Source organism: Caulobacter segnis, assembly GCF_031454995.1.
Taxonomy (GTDB): domain Bacteria; phylum Pseudomonadota; class Alphaproteobacteria; order Caulobacterales; family Caulobacteraceae; genus Caulobacter; species Caulobacter segnis_E.
In genome coordinates, this window is the sequence record NZ_JAVDRV010000005.1 from 18752 (window position 1) to 42475 (window position 23724).

The 23724-nt window shown below is 68.2% G+C and carries 22 protein-coding genes and 1 tRNA gene; 14 read left to right on the top strand and 9 right to left on the bottom strand.

Annotated features, from left to right (window positions below; translation table 11 throughout):
* Window positions 1-92: 92 nt before the first annotated feature.
* From J2728_RS15975 to J2728_RS16005, 7 genes are all read left to right on the top strand, one after another.
* A complete protein-coding gene (locus J2728_RS15975) occupies window positions 93-989 on the top strand; it encodes a MotA/TolQ/ExbB proton channel family protein (protein WP_310000724.1) in 897 nt (298 codons plus the stop codon).
* Window positions 990-994: 5 nt separating this feature from the next.
* Window positions 995-1426, top strand: coding sequence for a biopolymer transporter ExbD (locus tag J2728_RS15980; RefSeq protein WP_310000726.1), 432 nt, complete (start codon window positions 995-997; stop codon window positions 1424-1426).
* Between the two features lie 13 nt (window positions 1427-1439).
* Window positions 1440-2171: an energy transducer TonB gene (locus J2728_RS15985; protein ID WP_310000727.1), complete on the top strand. Its 732-nt coding sequence runs from the start codon at window positions 1440-1442 to the stop codon at window positions 2169-2171.
* Between the two features lie 161 nt (window positions 2172-2332).
* Window positions 2333-2409 (top strand) — tRNA-His (locus tag J2728_RS15990).
* A gap of 243 nt (window positions 2410-2652) precedes the next feature.
* Window positions 2653-3279 carry a YfiR family protein gene (locus J2728_RS15995; protein ID WP_310000729.1) on the top strand — a complete coding sequence of 209 codons (627 nt, stop codon included), beginning with the start codon at window positions 2653-2655 and terminating at the stop codon, window positions 3277-3279.
* Complete coding sequence (locus J2728_RS16000) at window positions 3276-5000, top strand: ATP-binding protein (protein WP_310000730.1); 1725 nt, start codon at window positions 3276-3278, stop codon at window positions 4998-5000. The genes J2728_RS15995 and J2728_RS16000 overlap by 4 nt, the downstream gene beginning before the upstream one ends.
* 100 nt (window positions 5001-5100) lie before the next feature.
* Entirely contained in the window at window positions 5101-5646 is a 546-nt protein-coding gene (locus tag J2728_RS16005; protein WP_310000732.1) for a hemerythrin domain-containing protein, read from the top strand.
* A 140-nt stretch (window positions 5647-5786) separates the two neighbouring features.
* Here the strand turns inward: J2728_RS16005 and J2728_RS16010 are convergent, their stop codons facing one another.
* From J2728_RS16010 to J2728_RS16020, 3 genes are all read right to left on the bottom strand, one after another.
* Window positions 5787-7211, bottom strand: coding sequence for a UdgX family uracil-DNA binding protein (locus tag J2728_RS16010; protein ID WP_310000734.1), 1425 nt, complete (start codon window positions 7209-7211; stop codon window positions 5787-5789).
* On the bottom strand, window positions 7211-8431 hold the full coding sequence (locus tag J2728_RS16015) for a putative DNA modification/repair radical SAM protein (RefSeq protein ID WP_404979778.1): 1221 nt from the start codon (window positions 8429-8431) through the stop codon (window positions 7211-7213). The genes J2728_RS16010 and J2728_RS16015 overlap by 1 nt, the downstream gene beginning before the upstream one ends.
* Window positions 8432-8562: 131 nt before the next feature.
* On the bottom strand, window positions 8563-8844 hold the full coding sequence (locus J2728_RS16020; protein ID WP_066682603.1) for an HU family DNA-binding protein: 282 nt from the start codon (window positions 8842-8844) through the stop codon (window positions 8563-8565).
* Window positions 8845-9193: 349 nt separating this feature from the next.
* On the opposite strand from J2728_RS16020, the gene J2728_RS16025 reads away from it, so the two are divergent.
* From J2728_RS16025 to J2728_RS16035, 3 genes are all read left to right on the top strand, one after another.
* Complete coding sequence (locus tag J2728_RS16025) at window positions 9194-9463, top strand: hypothetical protein (RefSeq protein ID WP_310000737.1); 270 nt, start codon at window positions 9194-9196, stop codon at window positions 9461-9463.
* 10 nt (window positions 9464-9473) lie between these two features.
* A complete protein-coding gene (gene ligD / locus J2728_RS16030; RefSeq protein WP_310000738.1) occupies window positions 9474-12143 on the top strand; it encodes a DNA ligase D in 2670 nt (889 codons plus the stop codon).
* Between the two features lie 90 nt (window positions 12144-12233).
* Window positions 12234-12659, top strand: a complete 426-nt coding sequence (locus J2728_RS16035; protein WP_310000739.1) for a nuclear transport factor 2 family protein — start codon at window positions 12234-12236, stop codon at window positions 12657-12659.
* Between the two features lie 14 nt (window positions 12660-12673).
* Here the strand turns inward: J2728_RS16035 and ku are convergent, their stop codons facing one another.
* The 3 genes from ku to J2728_RS16050 all read right to left on the bottom strand — a co-directional run bounded on the left by ku (window position 12674) and on the right by J2728_RS16050 (window position 15099).
* Window positions 12674-13528, bottom strand: a complete 855-nt coding sequence (gene ku, locus J2728_RS16040; RefSeq protein WP_310000740.1) for a non-homologous end joining protein Ku — start codon at window positions 13526-13528, stop codon at window positions 12674-12676.
* 52 nt (window positions 13529-13580) lie between these two features.
* Window positions 13581-14612, bottom strand: a complete 1032-nt coding sequence (locus J2728_RS16045) for a DNA topoisomerase IB (protein ID WP_310000742.1) — start codon at window positions 14610-14612, stop codon at window positions 13581-13583.
* 79 nt (window positions 14613-14691) lie between these two features.
* A complete protein-coding gene (locus tag J2728_RS16050) occupies window positions 14692-15099 on the bottom strand; it encodes a helix-turn-helix domain-containing protein (RefSeq protein ID WP_310000743.1) in 408 nt (135 codons plus the stop codon).
* A 167-nt stretch (window positions 15100-15266) separates the two neighbouring features.
* Between J2728_RS16050 and J2728_RS16055 the strand changes: the two genes are divergently transcribed.
* The gene (locus J2728_RS16055; protein ID WP_310000744.1) at window positions 15267-16289 is read left to right on the top strand and encodes an NAD(P)/FAD-dependent oxidoreductase; all 1023 of its coding nucleotides are present in this window, start codon (window positions 15267-15269) and stop codon (window positions 16287-16289) included.
* A 19-nt stretch (window positions 16290-16308) separates the two neighbouring features.
* The gene (locus J2728_RS16060; RefSeq protein WP_310000747.1) at window positions 16309-17472 is read left to right on the top strand and encodes an acyl-CoA dehydrogenase family protein; all 1164 of its coding nucleotides are present in this window, start codon (window positions 16309-16311) and stop codon (window positions 17470-17472) included.
* A 66-nt stretch (window positions 17473-17538) separates the two neighbouring features.
* Here the strand turns inward: J2728_RS16060 and J2728_RS16065 are convergent, their stop codons facing one another.
* Window positions 17539-18246, bottom strand: a complete 708-nt coding sequence (locus tag J2728_RS16065) for an energy transducer TonB family protein (protein ID WP_310000749.1) — start codon at window positions 18244-18246, stop codon at window positions 17539-17541.
* Between the two features lie 194 nt (window positions 18247-18440).
* Here J2728_RS16065 and J2728_RS16070 point away from each other — a divergent pair, with 194 nt between their 5' ends.
* On the top strand, window positions 18441-19319 hold the full coding sequence (locus J2728_RS16070; protein WP_310000750.1) for a transglycosylase SLT domain-containing protein: 879 nt from the start codon (window positions 18441-18443) through the stop codon (window positions 19317-19319).
* Here the strand turns inward: J2728_RS16070 and J2728_RS16075 are convergent.
* Together J2728_RS16075 and J2728_RS16080 are read right to left on the bottom strand one after the other, a co-directional pair.
* Window positions 19306-20496 carry a CaiB/BaiF CoA transferase family protein gene (locus tag J2728_RS16075; RefSeq protein WP_310000751.1) on the bottom strand — a complete coding sequence of 397 codons (1191 nt, stop codon included), beginning with the start codon at window positions 20494-20496 and terminating at the stop codon, window positions 19306-19308. The two genes, J2728_RS16070 and J2728_RS16075, sit on opposite strands and share 14 nt — an antisense overlap.
* Window positions 20497-20577: 81 nt before the next feature.
* Window positions 20578-22368: an ATP-binding protein gene (locus tag J2728_RS16080; RefSeq protein WP_310000752.1), complete on the bottom strand. Its 1791-nt coding sequence runs from the start codon at window positions 22366-22368 to the stop codon at window positions 20578-20580.
* A 202-nt stretch (window positions 22369-22570) separates the two neighbouring features.
* Between J2728_RS16080 and spbR the strand changes: the two genes are divergently transcribed.
* Entirely contained in the window at window positions 22571-23704 is a 1134-nt protein-coding gene (spbR, locus tag J2728_RS16085) for a SpbR family protein (protein ID WP_310000754.1), read from the top strand.
* Window positions 23705-23724: the final 20 nt, after the last annotated feature.

Below are 23724 nucleotides of genomic sequence, written 5' to 3' on the forward strand. Positions count from 1 at the left end.
CTAGGAACGGGCTATTCAGAGTTAGGGTGGAGACGCTCTCGCGCGACGACCCTCGGTCCAAACGTGCTAGACCAATCAGGAACTGGCGACAGATGCTCGACATTAAACGGAAGACCCCCCTCATCGCTCTCGTCGGCGCCGTTGCGCTGATGGCGAGCGCCCCGGCTTTTGCCCAAGACGCCGCGGCTCCGGCCCCCGCGACTTCGGAAGCCACCGCTCCGGCCGCTCCGGCCGCTGACGCCGCCGCGGCGCCCGCTCCGGAAGCCGCTCCCGCCGAAGAAGGCGGCGAGAAGAAGGCCTCTCACTCGCTGACCCCGGTCGGCATGTTCCTGGCCGCCGGCGCCGTCGTTAAGGTCGTCATGATCGGCCTGATCCTGGCCTCGGTCTTCTCGTGGGTGCTGCTGCTCACCAAGATTTTCGAGTTCGCCGGCCTGAACAAGCAGTCGGACAAGTTCCTGGAAGCCTTCCGCGGCGCTCGCTCGATCGCCGACATCGCGCGCATCAGCTCGTCGGAAGAATTCGAAGGCAACCCGATGGCCGACATGGCCGCCGCCGCCTCGCAGGAAGTTGAACTGTCGCGTCAAGCTGGCCTGCAAGTCGCCGGCGAGCACCGTGACTCGACCCTGGCTCGCGCCACCTACGCCATCAACGCGGTGCAAGCCTCGCTGGCCAAGCGCCTGTCGGGCGGCATGGTGTTCCTGGCCTCGGTCGGTTCGGCCGGTCCGTTCATCGGTCTGTTCGGTACGGTTTACGGCATCATGACGTCGTTCATCGGTATCGCGAACACCAACACGACCAACCTCGCCGTCGTGGCGCCGGGTATCGCTGAAGCCCTGCTCGCCACCGGTATCGGCCTCTTCGCCGCTATCCCGGCCGTTATCTTCTACAACTACTTCCAGACCCGCATCTCGGGTTACGGCACTCGCTCGGAAGGCTTCGTTGCTGAACTGATGAACGCCATCTCGCGTCAGCTCGACAAGGGGGCGTAACACCCATGGCCGCCAAACTCTCAGGCGGTGGGGGCGACAGGTTCAACGTCGAACAGAACAGTGAGATCAACGTCACGCCCTTCGTGGACGTCATGCTGGTTCTCCTGATCATCTTCATGGTGGCGGCTCCGCTCGCCTCCGTGTCGGTCGAAGTGAACCTGCCCGCGGCGGTGGCGAAAGCAACTCCCAACCCGCCGAAGCCGGTTTACATCACGATCAAGCAATCCGGGCAGCTCTACATCGGTGACAACCCGACCTCCATCGACGAGATGGGTCAGGACATCGTGAAGGGCATGGGGCGCCGTGATCCGACCAAGGAGCGCATTTTCATCCGGGCCGACGAAAAGGTTCGCTACGGGGCTTTCATGGAGGTGATGAACACTCTCCAGGATAACGGCTTCTACAGCGTGGCTCTCGTTGGACGGGATGATAGCTAAGTAGGGGTGCTGCATGGCTGAACAACAAACGCCCGAGCATCGCCACTACGATCCGCTCACCTCGGACGGTCCGCGTCGCAAGAAGGGACTGGGGCCGCTCGGCGTCTCCCTGACCGTCGTGGTTGGTCTGCACGCGCTCCTCTTCGCCTACCTCGCGAAGCAGAAGTTCGAAGCGGTGTTCCAGGAGTATTCGGACGAAGCCGTGGATGTGGAGCTGCCTCCGCCTCCGCCGCCGCCTCCGCCGCCTCCTCCGCCGCCGCCGCCGACCAACGAACCGCCGCCGCCTCCGGCCGTGGTCCAGCCGCGTCCCCCGGTGGCTCCGCCGCCGGACGTGACGCCGCCGCCGCCGCTGCCGATCCCGCCCGTTGAAAAGCGGGTCGAGACGACCGCTCCGCCGGTCATCTCGCAGGCTCCGCCGGTGCCGACGAACCCGCCGGCTCGCGCCTCGGTCGTGACCCGTCCTGACTGGGCCCGTAAGCCCAGCGCGGACGACATGGCCCGCTACTTCCCCGACCGCGCTCAGCGGATGGAAGTCAGCGGCAAGGCGACGATCTCGTGCACCGTCACGGCGAAGGGCACGCTGGAAAGCTGCTCGGTGGTCTCCGAGACCCCGGCGGACATGGGCTTCGGCGACGCGGCTCTGCGTCTGGCGCGCCTGTTCCGGATGAAGCCCAAGACCCTCGACGGCGCGCCCGTCGATGGTGGCCAGGTGACCGTCCCGCTGGTGTTCCAAGTCCCGCAATAGGACCTGGATCCAGTCCAAAACGAGGAAGCGCCCCGGAGTTTCGGCTCCGGGGCGTTTTCTTTGGCCTGGCGGTTGGCCTCGGGACGTTTTCCTGACGAAAACCGCTGGATGGACGCTTGATCCCGCGGGGCGATTTCACTAAAGACAACGCCTCGCGATGAGCCGGCTTAGCTCAGTTGGTTAGAGCGCTAGATTGTGGATCTAGAGGTCCTCGGTTCGAGCCCGAGAGCTGGTACCATCGCAAGCCTTTGAAAAGCCCGGGTTCCGACCCGGGCTTTTTGCTTTTTGGGCCTCCGGCGCCGCTTGGCCTCCAAAATGTCATGGGAATGGGATCGAACGGCGAGGCTTGGAGCTTGGCAAGTTCGGGCCGATCATTCGAGGCTGGACCCCCGGGGTGGCCGCGAACAGGATCAACGATGAAGTCGTTGACGTTCTGGGTCGCCCCGGGCTGGCGTCGCGAGCGCGTGGAGGGGACTGGCGTATGGTTTCGGGCATTCCGCCCAGCGGCCCGCGTTTGACGCGAGAAGGGCGTTTTCAGTCGCGCCGATTCGGGGCCGCGGCGGGAATCGCGCTTTGCCTGATCGCCGCCGCCGCCCGGGCCCAGGAGGGCGGGCACGAGACGCATGAGCGGCACCAGCCTCACGGCTCCAACGCGGTGAAGGCCAGCCACCTCGTCAAGTTCCCGGCTTTCGTCGCCTGGCCGGACGGCGCGTTCGAGGCGCCCGACAGTCCCTTTCGCCTGTGCATCGGCGGCCGTGATCCGTTCGGTCCGATCATCGACCGCCTAGCGAGCGCCGGGCGCGTGGGCGATCATCCGATGACGGTCGCGCGGCTGCCGGTCGTGCCCAAGGCCGCCGACTGCCATCTGCTGTTCGTCTCGGTCGCGCGGGGCCAGGCGCCGCGTGAGATGTTGGCCGCCGTCGCGGGCCGCCCCGTGCTGACCGTCGTCGACGAAGGGCTGGACGTCTCCGGCGCGATGATCCAGTTCGTGACCGTCGCGGGGCGCGCCCGGTTCGAGATCAGCGCCGACGCCGCCCAGGCCGAGGGGTTGACGGTGAGCTCCAAGCTGCTGTCGCTCTCCGCGCCCCGCGCGGGCGCCGATCGATGAGCGAGACGGCGATCCCACGCCGTCGCTGGCGACCAGCCCTTACCGTCTCGATGGCGGTGGGACTGGCCGTGGCCATCGTCGTCGCCGCCTTCGCCATGGCCGTCTACAACGAGCGCCTCGGCCAGCAGGAGAAGCTTCGGCAGGCCGAGGTGCAGCTGCGCATCCTGGCCGGCAGCATGGCCGCCCCGCTGGCCTTCGACGACCGCTCCGCCGCCCGCGAATATGTTGGGGCCCAAAGCTCCAATCCCGACGTCGAGGCCGTGGGGGCCTATGACATGCAAGGCGCCCTCGCCGCGGGGTACACCCGCGAGGGCGCGCCGCCGCCCGCTCGCAACTCGCTTGGCCCGCCCCGGATCGCCGGAGCGCGGTTGGTGCTCACGGCCCCGGTGACGGAGGGCGACACCGTATTGGGCTCGGTTTACCTGCGGACGGTGCTGGAGTCCCCGACGCGCCGTGTCATGCGCTACGCGGGTTTCGCTCTGCTGATCGTGATGGCGGCTCTGCTGGTCGCCGTGCTGGGCGCCGCCAGCGCTCGCGAGGCCGAGGCCTATCGAAAGCTGAAGGCCGAAATCCGCGAACGCGAGAAGGCCGAGGACGCGCTGCGCCAATCGCAAAAGATGGAGGCCATGGGCCAGCTCACCGGCGGCGTCGCCCACGACTTCAACAATCTTTTGATGGTCGCCTCCAGTGGCCTCGACCTTTTGGAGCGCACGTCCGATCCGGCCCGGCGAGACCGCCTGAGGGACGGCATCCGGCAGGCCATCGACCGCGGCGCCAGCCTGACCCAGCAGCTGCTGGCCTTCTCGCGCCGCTCCCCCCTCAAGCCCGAGGTGGTCGATATCGGGCAGCGCCTTTCGGGCATGCTCGCCATCCTGGATCGCTCCCTGCGCGAGGACATCACGGTGCGGATGCGGTTGCCGCCGGACCTCTGGCGGGTGGAGGTCGACGCCTCGCAGCTGGAGGTCGCGGTGTTGAACATCGCCATCAACGCCCGCGACGCCATGCCGGACGGCGGGACGATCACCATCGAGGCGCGCAACGAGCTCTCTGGTCGCCCCGATGGCGTCGGCGACATGGTGCGGCTAGCGATCCGCGACACCGGCGTCGGCGTCGCTCCGGACATGATCAGCCGGCTGTTCGAGCCGTTCTTCACCACCAAGGCGGTCGGCAAGGGCACGGGGCTGGGGCTCTCCCAGGTCTACGGCTTCGCGCGCGCCTCCGGCGGCGAGGTGGGCGTCGACAGCGTGCTGGGCGAGGGGACCACCGTCTGGCTGCGCATTCCGCGCTCCACAAAGGCGCTGCTGGCGCCCGCGCCCATCGCGGCGAGACCGCCTCTGTTGGAGGGAGTGCGTCAGCGCGTGCTGCTGGTGGAGGACGACGACAGCGTCGCCCATCTGGTCGAGGAAATGCTGCGCGAGCTCGGCTACGAGGTGAGGCGGGTCGGCGATGGCGCCAGCGCGCTGGAGGCGCTGAGGGCCGATCCTGGCTTCCAGCTCGTGTTCAGCGACATGGTCATGCCAGGCGATATCGGCGGCCTGGACCTCGCGCGCGACATCTCCCGCCTGCGCCCCGACCTGCCGGTGGTGCTGACCACCGGCTATAGCGCCGCCGCCGCGGCGGCGAGCAAGGAGGGGCGGCGGGTGCTGGTCAAGCCCTACCGGATCGAGGCGTTGGCGGCCGAGTTGGACGCGGTGCTGGCGGGACCGTCCCGACCCGGCTAGGCCCTCCTGCATATGCCTCGCATGTGAGACTTCGGCGACGCCGGAACGTCGAGCGTGGCGCGCGTGTTGGTTGGCGGTCGGGATTATCCAGGAGATTCACATGGCCGCCGCCACCAAGAGCTCGTCCACCCAAAAAGCGACTGGCAAGACCAAGGCCCGCAAGGCGACCCGCCGCACCGGTCGCCGCGATCCGCTGGCTATCCGACTGCTCAAGCAGGACCACCGAGAGGTGGAGAAGATGTTCGACGAATATGAGCAGCTGGAGAGCGACGCCGAGAAGCTGGCGCTGTTCAACGAGATCGCCCTGGCCCTCAAGGTTCACACCCAGATCGAGGAAGAGATCCTCTATCCGGAGAGCCGCGGCGAGGTCGAGGACGACCTGATCGACGAGGCCTATGTCGAGCACGACGGCGCCAAGAAGCTGATCGCCGAGATCGAGGCGATGAAGCCCGGCCAGGAATTCTACGACGCCAAGGTCAAGGTGCTGGGCGAGTACATCAAGCACCACGTCAAGGAAGAGGAGCAGCCCGGCGGCTTCTTCGCCCAGGCCAAGAAGGGCGACGAGGACCTCGAGGCGATCGGCGAGCGCATGAAGGCGCGCAAGGAAGAGCTGATGGCCGAAATGGGCGCGGCCAAGGCGCACTAGCGGCGCCCAGGCGAAACTCACTCGTCATCTCGGGCGGCGTGGCCGACACGGGGAGCCAGGGGCGGCCGCGATACGCTTGACCCCTGGCTCCCGGACAGCCTCCGCGAGGCTTCCGGGATGACGAAGAGAGCGCTGGAGACCTATAGCCCCGCCAGTTCCGCGGCCATCCGCAGATCCTCGACGAACTCCGCATGGGCTTTCGCCTTGGCCTCGGCGTCGGGAACGCGGAGCAGGAACGAGGGGTGATAGGTCACCACGCCCTGGGCCTGATCCGGCAATCGCAGCGCCTTCCCGCGATTGGCGGTGATGGGCGTGGGTTTGCCGATGACCGCCAGCGCCGCCGTCGCGCCCAGCATCACGATGACCCGAGGCCGCGCGATCCGGCGCTCTGCGTCCAGCCACCAGCGGCAGGCGGTGACCTCGCCCCGATCGGGGGTCTTGTGAAGTCGCCGCTTGCCCCGAACCTCATGCTTGAAGTGCTTCACCGCGTTGGTGACGAACGTCTGATCGCGGGGCACGCCCGCCTCGGCCAGGGCTCTGTCGAACACCTGACCGGCCGGACCGACGAAGGGGCGTCCGGCGAGGTCCTCCTGATCGCCCGGCTGTTCGCCCACGAACATCACCGGCGCGGGGCGAGTCCCTTCGCCCGGCACGCCCTGGGTGGCGTCGCGCCATAGCTCGCAGCGGCGGCAGAACTGAACCCCGGCCTCGACCTCCTCCAGCGTCGTCGGCGCGCCTTGGCCGAACGAGGCGTCACGCGAATGGCGCAGGGCGGCCTTGAGCACGCGATCCGACGGCTGGCGAGGCGGGGCGGCGACCATGGCGGCGGCGCGGTCCTGGGCGGTGGCGATCAGTTCGGGAATGAGCGCGGCTTCCGGCAGGTTCCGCCAGTAGCGTTTCGGCATCTCCTGCCGCATCTGCTTGGGGTTCAACCGGGCCGGGTTGAAGATCGAGGCGTAGTAGGTGCGCCAGAGCTCCTCCTGGGCGTCCTCGGACGGCGCGTCGGCGGGATCGGCGCCTTCGGACACCAGCAACCGCTCGCCGTCCCAGGCGACGCAAGCGTCGGGCGTCAGGATCGTCCAATCCATGGCGGTGAAGCGGCGGACGAAGAACGGCGCGACGGCCTCGGTGACACGGTGGGCCGGCTCGAACCAGGCCGCGTAGGTTTCGGTCGCCGCGCCCTCGATCAGTCGGAAGCGGACGAAGGCCTTCATCTTGTGCGCGGCGCGGCTGACGGCCTTGGCCATGTCGCGCGCGCGGGCCATGTCGGCGTCGGCCGGGTTCTCCACGAGGCGCGGCTCGCGCTTCAGCCGCCAGAGGATGCGGTAGAGCAGGGCGAAGCGATCTGGCGCGCGGTGGAGGATCACCTGCTCGGCGAGCTCGAGGAAGGCGGCGGGGACGGTGAAGTTGGCGGGCGCGGCGGGAGCGGTCTCGGCCAAATCGAACAGCTCGCGCTCCACCGTCCAGACCACCGCCCGCGGCTCCACGCCTTCCGCTCGCAGCGCGCGCGCGGCCGACCGCCAGCCGGCGAAGTCGATCTCGCAGGCCAGCCGGGCGACGCGCATCAGAACAGGCTCAGCTGCTGGGGCTGAACCAGAGCCGCCTTCAGGCCCTCCTGGTCGGTCAAGGCGCCGGGCGTCCAGTCGGCGGTCACCACGAAGGCCTTGGCGCGCTTCACCACGGCCCCGACGCGCTTGAGGTCATCCAGCGTCAGGCGCGCCACCTTCCGGGCCGTCAGGACGCGCGCCACGGCCTTCGCGCCCAAGCCGGGGACGCGCAGCAGGGTTTCGCGGTCGGCGGTGTGGATGTCGACGGGGAAGCTCGCCCGGTTCCTCAGCGCCCAGGCGGTCTTTGGATCGACGGAGAGATCCAGATCCTCGCCCTCGGCGACGATCTCGGGCCGCTCGAAGCCGTAGAAGCGCATCAGCCAGTCGGCCTGGTACAGGCGATGCTCGCGCAGCAGCGGCGGGCGGGCCAGGGGCAGGCGGTGACTGGCGTCCGGGATCGGGCTGAACGCGGAATAGTAGACCCGGCTCAGCCGATAGGACCCGTACAGGTTGGCGCTCCGAGCCAGGATGTCGCCGTCGCTGGCCTGGTCGGCCCCGACGATCAGCTGGGTGGACTGCCCGCGGGCGAAGGTCCGGCGCCCCGCCTTGCGCGCGGGCTCGGCCTTGTCCTCGATGGCCAGCCGCATGCGGCCCATGGCCCGCTTGATGTCGGTGACGTCCTTCTCGGGCGCCAGGGCCTTGAGGCTGTCGTCGCGCGGTAGCTCGATGTTGATCGACACCCGGTCGGCGTAGAGCCCGGCCTCGGCCGCGAGCTCGGGCGAGGCCTCGGGGATCAGTTTCAGGTGGATGTAGCCTCGGAAATCGTGGTTCAGCCGTAGCGACTTGGCCACCCGGACCATCTCTTCCATCGTGTAGTCGCCAGTGCGGATCACGCCGGACGACAGGAACAGGCCTTCGATGTAGTTGCGCTTGTAGAAGTTCAGGGTGAGGTCGACGACCTCCTTCACCGAGAACCGCGCCCGGGACGTGTTCGAGGACACCCGATTGATGCAGTAGGCGCAGTCGTAGATGCAGAAGTTGGTCAGCAGGATCTTCAGCAGGCTGATGCAGCGGCCATCCGGAGCGTAGGCGTGGCAGATGCCCATGCCTTCGGTCGAGCCCACGCCCGTCCCGCCCAGGGAGTCGCGCTTCCGGGCCCCCGACGACGCGCAAGAGGCGTCGTATTTCGCGGCGTCGGAAAGAATGGCGAGCTTGCGCCTGAGATCGAGAACGGCCATGCGTGGCACGGTATCGTTCTTGATTTGTTCTGGAAAGTCTTCACGCGCGACGCTGGCATGAGGCGAGACGTCGCGCGTGAAGGGAAGCGTCGGGAAGCGGACACTTCGCGGCATCCGCTTCCCAAACCGAGTTAGCCGTTGACGGCGTCCTTCAGTTGCTTGGCCGGCGTGAAGGCGACCTTCTTGCTGGCGGCGATCTCGATGGTCGCGCCGGTGGCGGGGTTACGGCCGGTGCGGGCCGGCTTGGCCTGGACCTTGAACTTGCCGAAGCCCGGGATCGAGACTTCTTCGCCCTTCACGGCGGCGTCGGAGATCGACTTGAAGACGCCGTCGATGATGGCCTTGGCTTGGGTCTTGGTCAGCTTGTCGTCAGCGGCGACAGCGGCGTCGACCAGGTCGGAAACGTTCGTCATCTCTAAGCTCATGTCCTGTGAATCAGGGAAATGCGAGCCTGCCCAGGCGTTTTGCGTTTGTCACCCGTTAGGGAAGGTTAAAAAGCCGATTTGTGGGGGCAAAACGCCCGTGGGGCGGGGTTTTTAACGGAATCGTCGCCTCCGGAACGGGGCCATTCGGGGCAAAAGCGTTAATTTTAGTCTCAAAAGTAGACTTCGGGTCGCTTCGCGTCATGGGCGATTCCACTAACGAATCGCGTCGCGGCTTCCCGAAGAGCGTCCCGCTCCCCATCGGAGGATAGGGACCTTGATCATCGGCGGAACGTCGCCGCATCCCATTCATTCCTCCCGCGAGCACAGGAGAACAGCCATGACCGATGTCGATAGCGGATGGGAAGACCAGGATGGCGCCGAGGCGATGGACGATGACGTGATCGGTCGCGACGGCGAGTTTCGCACCTTCGAGGAGCTGCCGAACGTCCTGGACGTCACCCAGGCCGAGGGCGACGCCGATGACGATGACGCGCTGATCGGCGAGGACCTCGACGACGAGGAAATCGTTGAGCTGGAGCGGGACGAGGATCCCGGCGACGGTCGCGATGTCGATGACGAGCGTCCGCGGGTCTTCGACGGCGAATAGGCGTTCAAGGATGGCGACGCGCAAGCTCGCGGCCTACGAGGCCAAGCGCGACTTCGAAAAGACGGCCGAGCCCTCGGGCAAGATCGCCGTCGTCGCGTCCGAGCGGGCGCGCTTCGTCATCCAGAAACATGACGCCACGCGGCTGCACTACGACCTGCGGCTGGAGCACGACGGCGTTTTTCTGTCGTGGGCGGTGACCAAGGGGCCCTCGCGCGACCCACATGATCGTCGCCTGGCCGTGCGCGTCGAGGACCACCCCCTGGCCTACGGCGACTTCGAAGGGACGATCCCCAAAGGCCAGTATGGCGGCGGCACGGTCATGCTGTGGGACCGCGGCTGGTGGGCGCCGGAGCCGGGCTTCGACCTCCAGAAGGGCCTTGAGAAGGGCGAGATCAAACTGGTCTTCGCCGGCGAGCGGATGAAGGGCGGCTATGTGCTCGTCCGGATCAACAACGACAAGTTCGCCAAGGGGAAGTCAGGCGGGAAGCGCGAGAACTGGCTGCTGATCAAGCATCGCGACGAGTTCGCGATCGAAGGCGATCTCGACTTTCTGGAGGACGCGGCCTTCTCGATCGCCTCCGGGCGGACGATGGAGGACATCGCGGCGGGGAAGGGCAAGGCCCCCACGCCGTTCATGACAAAGAAGACCACCGCCTCGGACGCGGTGTGGAACACCAAGGGCTCGCCCGAGGCTGCCGCCGAGACGGCGGCCGAGGGGGCCGGCGCGGCGAAGGGACGGAAGACGAAAGCCTCCGCGAAGGCGAAGCCGCCAAGCAAGCCGGCCAAGGCGGCCATGACGAGCGCCATGCCGGCCTTCATCCCGCCGCAGCTCTGCAAGCTCGTCGATCGTCCGCCCGGCGGCTCCGACTGGGCGCATGAGATCAAGTTCGATGGCTATCGCATGCAGATGCGCGTCGAGGGTGGCGAGGCCACCCTGCGTACCCGCGCGGGCCTGGACTGGAGCGAGAAGTTTCCTCGCCTGATCAAGGATGGTTCGCATCTGCCGGACGCCCTGATCGACGGCGAGGTGGTGGCGCTGGACGCCGACGGCTCGCCCTCTTTCGCTGGTTTGCAGGCGGCCCTGGCCGAGGAGGAGACCGACGACCTGATCTTCTTCGCCTTCGACCTGCTCCATGTCGACGGCGAGGACCTGACCGGTCTGCCGCTGTCGGAGCGAAAAGCGCGGCTGAAGGCGCTGCTGCCGGCCGACGGCGACCGCATCCGCTACGTCGAGCACTTCAAGAGCGGCGGCGAGGCGGTGCTGCGGTCCGCCTGCAAGATGTCGCTGGAAGGCGTGGTGTCGAAGAAGCTCGACGCGCCGTACCGCTCCGGCAAGCCCGGAACCTGGACCAAGTCCAAGTGCCGGGCCGGGCACGAGGTGGTGATCGGCGGCTGGACCACCACGGGTGACGCCTTCCGTTCGCTGATCGTCGGCGTCTATCGCGACGGCGATCTCGTCCATGTGGGGCGCGTGGGCACGGGCTATGGCCGCGACAAGGTCGCCCGGTTGCTGCCGAGGCTGAAGGCGGCCGAACGCAAGACCTCGCCATTCACGGGAAAGGGCGCGCCGCGCGGCGGGGCCAATATCCACTGGGTGGACCCCGTGCTCGTTGCGGAGATAGAGTTCGCCGGCTTCACGGGAGACGGCTCGGTGCGCCAGGCGTCGTTCAAGGGTCTGCGCGAGGACAAGCCCGCCCAGGCGGTCGAGGCCGAAGCGCCCGCGCCGGCCGAGGACGTCGAACTGGCCGAGCCGGCGATGGCCGCGCCGAAGCGACGGGCCGGCGGCAAGGCGTCGGTGCGGGGCGTGGCGATCTCGAACCCCGACAAGCCCCTGTGGCCCGACGCGGGCGACGGGACGCCGGGGACCAAGCGCGACCTCGCCGACTATTTCGAAGCCGTTGGCGACTGGATGCTGGAGCACATCAAAGGGCGGCCTTGCTCGGTGATCCGCATGCCCGATGGCATCGACGGCGAGACCTTTTTCCAGCGCCATTCCGGAAAGGGCGTCTCGGCCCTGATCGACGAGATTGTCGTCAGCGGCGACCGCAAGCCCTACCTCGTCTTCAATACCGTCGAGAGCCTGGTCGCGGCGGCCCAATGGGGCGCCACGGAACTACATCCGTGGAACTGCCGGCCGAACGAACAAGACATTCCTGGCCGCCTGGTCTTCGATCTTGATCCCGCGCCCGACGTGTCATTCGACGCCGTGGTCGAGGGCGCGCGGGAAATCCGGGACCGGCTTGAGGCGCTGGGCCTCGCGCCATTCTGCAAGACGACCGGCGGCAAGGGCCTGCACGTCGTCACGCCGCTGAAGCCGACGAAAGTGGATTGGGACGCCGCCAAGGCCTTCGCCCGGGAGGTCTGCGCGCAGATGGCCGCCGATAGCCCCGACCTCTATCTGCTGAACATGTCCAAGAAGGAGCGGGGCGGGAAGATCTTTCTCGACTACCTGCGCAACGACCGCATGAGCACGGCGGTGGCGCCGCTGTCGCCGCGCGGCCGCCCCGGCGCGCCGGTGTCCTGGCCCGTGTCCTGGACCCAGGTGCGCAAAGGCCTCGACCCCAAGCGTTTCAACATCCGCACAGCGCCGAGCCTGCTGAAGACTCTCGACGCCTGGGACGCCTACGCGGAAAGCGAGCGGGGCCTGGAGGCGGCGATCAGGAAGCTCGGCAAGGACTAGCGCATCGTAGCCACGACGTTGACCGTGGCTTCGCGGATTTTACAGTGTCTCTAGCGGCGCGTTCGAACGCCGGTTCAGGAGGGGGAAGACATGGCCCGTGAGCAGGCGCTGCGAACGCTGGAGACTTGGCACGACCTGTTGGAGAAGCGCGAGTTCGATCGCCTTCGTCCGTTGGCGTCCGAGAGCGTGGTCTTCCGCTCCCCGGCGTTCTTTTCACCCTATCCAGGCGTGGAGCCGCTGGTGCACATCCTTTCCACCGTCAGCACCATCTTCGAGGACTTCGCCTATCACCGACAGTTCTGGTCGGAGAGCGAAGACGCCGTGGTGCTGGAGTTCAGCGCGCGCGTTGGCGACAAGAAGCTGAAAGGCATCGACATCATCTCCTTCGACGACGCGGGCAAGATCCGCGAGTTCGAGGTGATGATCCGCCCGGCTAACGCCGCCGTGGCGGTGGGCGAGGCCATGGCCGCCAAGGCTGGGCCGCGTCTGAAGGAACTGCTCGGCAAGCCCGGCTGAAGCCGACGCGGAACCTAGCCCGCCTTCTTCCGCGCCGCCGGCTTGTGCGCGGTCTTCGCCGCCGGCTTCTTGGCGGCGGCCTTGGCCGGCGCCTTGCCGAGGCTGGCCCGCAGGGCTTCCATCAGATCCACCACATTGGTGTCCGCCGGCTCTTCCGGCGCGGTGACCTTGCGGCCCTTGCCCTTCTGCTTTTCCTTGATCAGCGCGCGCAGGGCGTCCTCGTAGCGGTCGTTGAACTGCTCGGGATCGAACGGGCCTTCCTTCTGCTCGATGATCTTTTGAGCGATCTGGATCATCGCCGCGTCGGGTTTCTTGTCGGGAATGGCGTCGAAATGGCTGGCGGCGTCGCGTACCTCGCGGTTCGAACGCAGCGACCAGGCGACCATGCCGTTCTCGCGCGGCTCGATGGCCAGCAGGCGCTCGCGCTGGTGCATGACGACGCGGCCCAGCGCGACCTGACCCGCCTTGGTCATGGCCTCGCGGATCACGCCGTAGGCCTCGGCCGCCAGCTTGCCGTCGGGGACCAGGAAGTAGGGATTGTCCCAATAGAGCCGATCGATGTCGTCGGCGGGCACGAAGCGCTCGATGTCGATCGTGCGGGTGCTTTCCAGCCGGACGCTGTCGATCTCGTCCTGGGTGACGACGATGTACTCGCCCTTCTCGTACTCGTAGCCCTTGACGATGTCCGACCGCTCGATGGGCCCGATGTCCGGATCGGTGGGGATCATCCGTATCCGGTTGTGCGTCTTCTTGTGCAGCATGTTGAAGTGCACGTCGCCGCTGGCGTCGGTGGCGGTGTAGAGCGCGATGGGGCAGGTCACCAGCGACAGGCGCAGGTGGCCCTGCCAGGTGGGTCGTCCGGCGGCCATGGGCGGTTCTCCGTTAGCGCCGACTCAACGAAGCGTGGCCGCGGCCCGTTCCCTAGTCAGGTTGATACGAGGCTTTCGCCGCCTCCAGGAAGCGGATCACCGCCAGTTCGAAGGCCCGCTCGGACCGCCCCGGCTTCAGCGGCAGGACGCCCCGCTGGTAGGCCTCCAGCACGAGCGGATGAATGTAGGAGCCCCGGCAGACGGCGGCCGTGTTGCCGAGGAGGCCGGCCACCGCCTTCACGCAGGTGTTGACGTTGCGCTTGGCCTCGGTGGCGCTGCCGGCCTTGGGGACCGTGCAGAGGCCGCGCGCGGCGGCCAGGGTGCCGGCCCAGGTGCGGAAGTCCTTGGCCGAGAAGTCCTCGCCGATCGCCGCGCGGATGTAGGCGTTGACGTCGGCGCTCTCGATCGAGCGTCTTTGGCCGTCCTCGCCAAGGTACTGGAAGAGGCGCTGGCCCGGGACGTCCTGGCAGGCCTTGACGATGCGGGCCAGCCGCCGGTCCTTAAAGCCGGTCTTGTGGACCTTGCCGCTCTTGCCCCGGAACTCGAACACGCCGCCGACGCTGGACAGCTTGGCGTGGCGGTCGCGCAGGGTCGTCAGGCCGAAGCTCTTGTTGGCCTGGGCGTACTCCTCGTTGCCGACGCGGATCAACGTCAGCTCCATCAACCGGATGACCGCGGCGATCACCTTCTCGCGCGGCAGGCCGCGACGGGCCATGTCCGCCTCGACCCGGGCCCGCAGGCGGGGCAGGGCGCGGCCGAAGGCGATCATGCGGCTGAACTTCAGGCCGTCGCGGTCACGCCGCCAGGCGTCGTGATAGCGATATTGCTTGCGGCCCTTTTGGTCGCGGCCGGTGACCTGGATGTGTCCGCGCGGGGAGGGGCATATCCAGATGTCGGTCCAGGCGGGAGGGATCGCCAGGGATCGGATGCGGTCGAGGGTCTCGTGGTCCTTGACCGGCCGGCCGTCGGGATCGCGATAGGCGAAGCCTTCGCCCGCCGCCACGCGTCTTATGCCAGCGTCGTCGTCGTTGACGTAGGAAAGGCCGGTTGTCTCCGGCTGAAGCTCGATCGTGTCGCGTGGCATGGCGCCAGCCCTCGTCGCCGTTTCGTTGGCGGATCAACGGGGCGCGAGAGCCAGCGGTTCCGATCGGTCTCGAGGGCGGTTAGGGGGCTTCGTCGTCCACCATGGCGCGGACCAGGTCCACGACTCGACGGCGCAGGCGGCGGTCCTCCAGGCGGGGAAACAGGCCCGCCAGTTCCAGGCCTTCGGGCGTCGAGACGAATTCGGTCATGCGCTGGGCGAAGCCGTCGTCCAGGCCGCCGTCGGTGTCTTCCAGGCCTTCGTAGAAATACGACACCGGCGCCTGCAGCAGCTTGGCGGCGTCATAGAGTTTGCTGGCGCTGATGCGGTTGGCGCCGCGCTCGTATTTCTGGATCTGCTGGAAGGTGATCCCAAGAGCGTCGGCGACCTGGGTCTGGCTGAGACCCATCAACTTCCGACGAATTCTCAGCCGCGCGCCCACGTAGAGGTCCACGGGGTGGGCTTGTTCGGCCGCGGGTCGATCGTTCATCCGACTCAAATCCCTCAACGCCGCGAGGCGGCATAAACGCGAGTATTAACGATATAGACCGAGCTTTACGGAGTCGTCACGTCCGCGCGTACACGTAACGGGCCTCCTCGGACATTATGGCTTTGCCCGGACTTGACGTAGACGACGCGGGGAGGTGTTTGCCCCCAATGTACTCTGAAAAAAGAGCAAGGATCGCGGTGGCTGGAGCCGGCGCCTTCGGCTTGGCGGTGGCCTTACGTCTGGCGCGGGCCGGGCGATCGGTCACCGTGTTCGATCCCGCGCCGCTGGGCGACAACGCGTCGGGCGTGGCGGCCGGCATGCTGGCGCCGGTCAGCGAGGCGCTGTTCGACCCCGTTTCGCGCGATCACTTGGCGCTGATGCGCCGCGCCCGCGACCTCTGGCCGGACTTCGCCGACGCACTGGGAATCACCTTGTCGCGCGCCGGCGTGCGGATCGAGGGATCCGACGCCTGGCGGGCCGAGATCGCCAAGCGCCTGGAGCAATTGGGCGTCGCTTCCAGCGACACGATCGACGAAGACTGGCGGCTCGAGGCCCGCCCCGCGCTGACGACGCTGCGCGCCGCCGCCGAGCGGTCGGGCGTGGCTTTCGACGCCGGCGCCGTCACGGCCTTCGAGCCGGGCGCCCTGACGCTGGCCGACGGCCGGGTCGAGTCCTTCGACGTGCTGGTGCTGGCGACCGGGCCGGGCGTTCGCGACGGCCGGATCGCGCCCGAGACCTCGGCGCTGGCGCCGATCAAGGGTCAGCTCCTTCGCGCCGAGCCCCTGGACGACGACGCGGCGGTGGTGCGCGGCGAGGGGGTTTATCTGGCGCCCGGGGAAGCCCTGGCGATCGGCGCGACCATGGAGGCGGGCCGAGACGACCTGGCCCCCGAGGCGACGGCGACCCAGGCCTTGCGCCGCGCCGCCCAAGCGTTGCGCCCGGCGCTGGACCTCGACCAGGCGGTCGTGGAGGTGGGCGTGCGGGCGACGACGCCCGACGGCTTGCCCCTGGTCGGCTGGAGCCAAGCGCCCGGCGTCATGCTGGCGGTTGGCGCGCGACGTAATGGATGGCTGTTCGCGCCGCTTGTGGCGGGTATGGTGGCGGCCTATCTGACGGATGATAACCCAGGCCCCGACGCCGCCGCCTTCGATCCGCGGCGCTTCGAGAAGGCTTCAAGGGATGACGCATAGCGCAGGGGAGTAGGGCCGGATGTCCGGATTCTGGTTGACCGAAGAGCAGGAAGCCATCCGCGAGGGCGTCGCCAAGGTCTGCGCGGCCTTCGACGACGAGTACTGGCGCCGCACCGACGAGACCGGAAACTTCCCCGAGGAATTCGTCGCCGCCATCGCCGAGGGCGGCTGGCTAGGCGTGGCCATGCCCGAAAGCGTTGGCGGCGCGGGCCTGGGCCTGACCGAGGCGGCGGTGATGATGCAGACCGTGGCCCAATCGGGCGCGGGCTTCTCGGGCGCCTCGGCGATCCACCTCAACATCTTTGGCCCCATGCCTCTGGTGAAGTTCGGCACGGATGAGCAGCGCGAGCGCCTGCTGCCCCGGATCATTTCGGGCGAGGACAAGATGTGCTTCGCCGTCACCGAGCCGAACTCGGGCCTCGACACCTCCAGCCTGGAGACGCGGGCCGAGAAGGTGGACGGCGGCTATCGCCTGAACGGCCGGAAGATCTGGACCACCGGCGCCCAGCGCGCCAACAAGATCCTGATCATCGCCCGCACCACGCCCAAGGATCAGTGCGCCAAGCCGACCCAGGGCCTCAGCCTGTTCTACACCTACCGCGAGAAGATCGACGCCAAGCCGATTCCGAAGATGGGGCGCAAGGCGGTCGAGTGTAACATGCTCTTCATCGAGGACCTGTTCGTCCCGGCCGAGGACCTGGTCGGCGAGGAGGGCAAGGGTTTCCAGTACCTGCTGCACGGCCTCAATCCCGAGCGCGTGCTGTTCGCCGTGGAGGCGATCGGCCTGGGCCGCGCGGCGCTGGCCAAGGCCGCGACCTACGCCAAGGAGCGCGTCGTGTTCGGTCGGCCGATCGGCCAGAACCAGGGCGTGGCCCATCCGCTGGCCAAGTCGTGGGCCGAGCTCGAGGCCGCCAACCTGCTGGCCTTCAAGGCCGCCGCCCTCTACGACGCGGGCAAGGAGTGCGGAGCCGAGGCCAACGCCGCCAAGTATCTGGGCGCGGAGGCCGGTTTCCACGCCTGCGAGGCCTCGGTGCTGGCGCATGGCGGCATGGGCTACGCCAAGGAATACGACGTCGAGCGCTACTTCCGCGAGGCGATGATCGCTCGCATCGCGCCGATCAGCCGCGAGATGATCCTGAACTACATCGCCGAACGCGTGCTGGGCCTGCCCAAGAGCTACTAGGGCCAAGCGAAAGATGGCCGGGTAGCTGACGACCCGGCCGCCGTTTCAACGCCGGAGGGGGCTGTATCAGCCCGCGTTGAACCGGATGGGAATGCTGACGCTGGCGCCGTCGACCGGTTCGCCATTCTCCATCTGCGGCTTCATCTTGAAGAAGCGCGAGATCTTCAGGGCGGCGGCGCCAAAGCCCTCGCCCGCGGGAGTCTCGGAAGCCACGGAGCAGTCACGAACGGCGCCATTCACCGACACGACGCAGCTTAGGGTCGCCATACCCGAAACGCCGCGCCGCTGGGCGCTATCGGGGTAGTAGCGCGCGACTTCCTCGCCCGAGGGAACCCGCAGCCAGTTCGCGCGGGTGATCACTTTCGGGCGATGCGCGGGCGGCGCGGTGGGGGCGGCCGGGACGGTCGGCAGGACCACGGGTCCTGGCTGGGGCGGTCCCTCGACCTCCACCGGCTTGATCGGCAGCGGCTCGGGTGTGGGCTGGGCCGTCGGTACGGGCGTGTGCGGCCGAATCTGATTCTTCGGCGGCGCGCTCCGCGTCGGCGGCGGGGGAGGCGGCGGCTTGGGCGTGTAGACTTGCTCGATCACGAACGGGTTGTCGGGCTCGGCGGACGGCAGGGGGGCCGTCCACTTCTGATAGGCCAGGTAGCCGATCAGCATCAGGTGCGCGGCGGCCGACACGCCCAGGCCCACGATCAGCACGCGGGACGGTTTGCGCGGGGCGTCGTCCAGACCGGGAATGCCGGAACCATTGGGATTCAGGGCCAGCGCCATGTCGATCTCCCTAACGAAATTACATTCGTAGGATCAGATCAGCACGGGCTCGCGCGGCTGTAAATTGACAATCGTAATCCTGTCCGAGATTTCTCTTACGGGCGTAAGACCGGCTGCGGCATCTCGTCTCCCGGACATGCGTCGCGGATCGTGGTTAATTGCGAATTAACCATGATCGTCGACTCCTGAGGCCCATGCCCGCCGTAGGTTCCATTCGCAGCGTCGTCGAGTCGGCGATCCAGCGCGCTTCCAGCGCGACGGGGGTCGATTTCACGTTCCTGATGGGCACGGCCAAACGCGAGAGCGGCTTCAACCCCGCCGCCAAGGCGCGCACCTCGTCGGCCTCGGGCCTGTTCCAGTTCGTCGACCAGACCTGGCTGGCCACGCTGAAGAAGCACGGCTCCAAGTACGGCTACGCCCGCTACGCCGACCTGATCACGCAGAGCTCCGATGGCCGCTATCGCGTCGACGGCGACGAGGCGCGCAAGGCGGTGCTGGGCCTGAAGATGGATCCGCACGCCGCGTCGCTGATGGCCGGCGAGCTGACTTCGGACCACGCCTCGTACCTGCGCGGCCGGGTGGGGCGCTCGCCCACCGCGGGCGAACTCTACGCCGCCCACTTCCTGGGACCGCAGGGCTCGGCGAAACTGATCCAGGCGGCGACGGCCTCGCCCGGCGCCAGCGCCGCGTCCATGTTCCCCGAAGCCGCCCAGGCCAACCGCTCGATCTTCTACCGCGAAGGCCGGCCCACCACCGTCGGCGAGCTCTACGCCAACCTGACCAAGACGGGCGGGTCCACGCGGATCGCCGATCCGGCCCCGTCACGCGCGGCCGATGACGACCAGGGCTTCATGCAGTACGCCAGCGGTCGCCGCTTGGAGCGCATCCAACAGCAAGAAGCGGTGATGAACCTGATCCTGCGTGGTTCGCAGGACGTCGGCGATCCCTTCGGCGGCGCGGGGTCCTCCGGCGCGTCGGGCATGGGCGCGGGTCAGCGTCTGGCCAGCTCGATGTTCTCCGCCGAGATGCTGCGCGTGCTGGCCGACGCCAACGACAAGGTCAAGCAGCGCTGACCGCTGTCAGCGCCGCCACCTTCTCCTCGCTCCACCCCAGTTCCCGGAACACCGCCGCCGTGTCGGCGCCGAGCGTCGGCGCGGGGCCTCGCGGTCCGTCCGCCGCGCCAGGGAAGCGAGCAGGCGCGGCCGGCGCCCGGAAGGTCCCGCCGCGTCCATCCGGCGTCTGGACAAAGCAGCCCGCCGCCTCGGCTTGAGCGTCATCGGCCAGCTCGCGCGGCGTCTGGTAAGGGGCCCAGGTGATGTCGCCGGCGTCCAGGACCTCGGCCGCCTGGGCGTAGGTCATGGCCCCGAAGGCGGCGTCCAGGATGTCCACCAGCGCCTCGCCATGCTCGCGTCGGGCCTTGGCGGACGCGAAGCGCGGGTCATCGACCAGCTCGGGGCGTCCAGCGGCGGCGGCGATGCGCGGCCAGTCCACCGAGCCTTGTCGAGGCAGCAGGCAGATCCAGCGGCCATCGGCGGTCTTGTAGAAGTTGGCGAGCGGCTGCACGGCCTCGCGCCGTCCCCGCGTCGAGGCCAGCTTTCCGAGGCGCAGCTGGATCGCCATGTCCGAGCCGATCGCGTAGACGCCGGTCCGCAGCAGCGAGGTCTCCACCAGCCTGCCGACGCCGGTCCGCTGGCGCTCGTACACGGCCGCCAGGATGGCCGAGACAGTCGCCAGCGAGGTCACATGGTCGCCCATGCCCGTGCGGATCGGGAAGGGCTCCGAGCCCTTCGGCGCCGTGATCGCCCCCACCCCGGCGCGCGACCAGAAGGCGGCGACATCCATGCCCGGCTTGTCGGCGTCGGGACCCGTGAGGCCATAGCCCGTGAGGCTGGCGTAGATCAGGCGCGGATTGACCGCCTTCAGCGCCTCGTGGTCGAGCCCGGCGCGCGCGAGCGCGGCGGGACGGACATTGGTCAGGAAGATATCGGCCGTGGCGACCAGCGCCTTCAGCGCCTCTCGGCCCAGGTCGCTTCGGATGTCCAGCACCACGGCCCGCTTGCCGCGATTGTCCAGTTCGAAGACGGGGTTGGCGTCCTGGTCCGAGCCGATGGTGTCGAAGAAGCGACGCATCGGATCGCCTTCGGGCGACTCGACCTTGATTACGTCCGCGCCCCAGTCGGCCATGATCCCAGCGGCGCCCGGGGCGGCGATATAGGTCGCCAATTCGACGACCCGCAGACCTTCCAGCATCGCGTCCTCCCATTCCGTTCTTTCGAAGGACCATGCGGGAGGGGGGCGGATCGCGAAAGGCTTACTCTACGGCAGATGGTTTCAGGCCGCGGCGGTTCGGAGGGCGTCGGGGCGCTCCAGAGCGGCCGCGTCGGCCACGGCCCGCGCCACGCCCGCGACGCTGGCCGGCTTGCGCAGCACGATGTCGGCGCCGGCGTCGAGGCTCTCGCGGGCCTCTTCGGAATCACCGTCGATCATGGCGATGATCGGCGCTCGCCGGTTGGGGCCGTCGGCTTCGCGCAGAGCCCTGGCGGTGGCGGGACCGTCCATCACGGGCATGCGGCCGTCCAGCATCAGCAGGTCGAACTCGGCGATGCTGGCCAGGTCGACCGCCCGCCGCCCGTTCTGCGCATGGACGACCTGGTGGCCCAGCTGCTCGAGGATGGCGCGCAGCATGGCCGCGTTCAGGGCGTCGTCCTCGGCGATCAGCACGCGCAGGGCGCGCGGGGCGCCCAGCGGGTCGGCGGACGACGCGGTCTCGTGGGATCCACGCTCCGCCAGCGGGTCGAAAGGCAGGCGCAGCGTGAAGCAGCTGCCCACGCCCATGGCGCTGCTGGCCTCGAGGGCCCCGCCCATCAGCCGCGACAGCTGACGCGAGAGCGACAGGCCAAGGCCCGCGCCGTTGACGCCCGCGCCGGTGCGCTCCACGCGCCGGAACGGCTCGAAGGCCAGCTCCAGTTCCTCGGCGGTCAGGCCCGGACCGGTGTCGGCGACCTCGACCGCGACATGGTCGTCGCGCAGTTCGAGGCGAACCTCGATCCGGCCGCGCACCGTGTACTTGACCGCGTTGCCGAGCAGATTGGACATGATCTGGCGCGTGCGAAGGGGGTCGGCGACCGTGGCCCCGCGATCGCGTCCCAGCAGCATCGGGTCGATGTGGATCGACAGCTCCAGCCCCTTGGCGCCGGCGTGCGGCTTTTCCAGTAGCACGAGGTCCTGGATCAGGCGGACGGGGTCGAAGGCTTGCCGTTCGACGTTGAGACGGCCGGTTTCCGCCGTCTCGGAATCAAGCGTGGCGTTCAGCACCGAAATCAGGTCCTGAGCGGCGTCCAGCGCGGCGTTCAGCTGCTCGCGCGAGGGCGCGGCGCGTCCGCCTCGACCGGCGGCGGCGGCCAGGACGTGGGTGACGCCGGTCAGGCCGTTGCGGATTTCGTGGCTGAGCGTGGCGACGATGTCGGACTTCGAGCGCGCCGTGCGCTCGGCGGTCTCCAGCACGCGCAAGCGTTCGTCCACGAGCCGCTCATGGACGACGGAGAGGTCGTGCTGCCGGCGCAGGGTTTGGTTGTGAATCAAGGCCAGCGCCAAGGCCAGGGCCGTGGCGCCCCAGGTCAGCTCTCCGCCCGAATGCGGCGCGGGGCCCGTGAACTGGGCGATCAGCGGACCGGCGGCGGCCAGGGGCGTGACGATCAACAGGGCGGGCAGGTAGGGCGCGGAGAAGAACGCGCACAGCACCGCGCCGGCCGTCGCCAGCATCAGGAGAGTCTCGCGCGCCGGCCCGGCGCCGACGGCGAAGGCCGAGATCTGCGCGACCGCCATCGCCCAAAGCGAGCCGCAGACCACGTGGATACGCGCCCGACGGCCCAGGTTCCGCGACCGGTCGTCGCGCATCCAGTTCACGGCGAAATAGAAGGCGCCCCAGTTGATCGCGAAAATCGCGAAGCTGGCCGTCATCCAGATGCTGTTGTTCGCGAAGGACGCGACCCAGACGAACAGTGGCAGGCTGACCGCGAAAACCCCCAGGGCGTAAGGCAGCAGCGCGGCCTGGGCGTCGAGAGCCTTGGCCAACCGCGCGCTTCCGATGGGATCTTCGTTCTGGCGGCGCTCGGCGAGCAAAGGGGCGCTCCTCGTGATGGGCTGGGCACCTTAGGAGCGCGTCCTTTGCTCGGCGTTACGGCACATCGTTAATCGCTGGCTTCGCGGCGCAAACAATCGTTAAGCCTAACAATTGATGATCGTGACTCGCGGACGTCCCTGGACGGGGCTTCGCCGAGACGCACGGCCGTTTCGAAACACCTCCGGTCTAGACGGGCGAGCCATGGCCACGACGCGCGCAGCATTGACCGAATCCGACATCCGGATGCTCGTGAAGGGCGTGTCCGCCGACGAGCGGGCGTTGGCCGCGCACAAGCTGTGCCGCAACATCGACCGCGCCGAACTGAGCGAGGAGGATCGCCAGGTCGCTCACGACATCCTGCGGGTGATGGCCGCCGACGCCGCCGAGCTGGTGCGCCGGGCGATGGCGGTGACCCTGAAGAACTCCAAGGTCCTGCCGCACGATGTCGCCATGCGACTGGCCCGCGACGTCGAGGCGGTCAGTCTGCCGATCATCGGCTTCTCGCCGGTGTTCAGCGATGGGGACCTCGCCGAGATCATCCGCGTTGGTGGTCCCGCGCGCCAGTTGGCGGTGGCCAAGCGACCAAAGCTTTCCAGCCGGATCACCGCCCAGCTCGTCGAGGAGGCCGGCGAGGAGGTCGTCGCCACGGCTTGCGCCAACGACAACGCCCGCTTCTCCGAGGTCTCGCTGAAGAAGGCGCTGGCCCGTTTCGCCAAGTCCGAGCGGGTGCTGCAAGCCATCGCCTACCGCGCCACCCTGCCGTTGGCCGTGGCCGAGCGCCTGATCGACATGGTCGGCGAACAGCTGCGCGACCACATCCTGACCCACCACGCGCTGTCGGCCGAGGTGGCGCTGGAACTGATCGTCGACGCCAAGGAGCGGGCGACGATCGACCTCGTGGATCAGGCCGGCCGGACCGCCGATCCGAAGGCGTTCGTCGCGCACCTGAACAGCGTGGGGCGTCTGTCGCCCTCGCTGCTGCTGCGCGCCCTGGCGCACGGGCACATGTCTTTCTTCGAGTGGGGCGTGTCGGAGCTGGCGGGTATTCCGCATCATCGCGCCTGGCTGATGATCCATGACGCCGGTCCGCTGGGACTCAAGGCCATCTGCGAGCGCGCCGGCCTGCCGCCGCGCCTTCATTCGGCGTTCCGGGCGGGGGTGGACGCCTTCCATGGCCTGGAGTTGGACGGCGGCGATCACGACCGCGAGCGGTTCCAGGAGCACATGATCCAGCGCTTCCTGACCTCGTCCCACGCCGCCTCGCGCGACGATACCGACTATCTGCTCGAGCGCATGGACCGCGGCGCCGAGAAGCGGCGATCGGCCTCGGCCTAGTATCGAACAATTGTTCGATG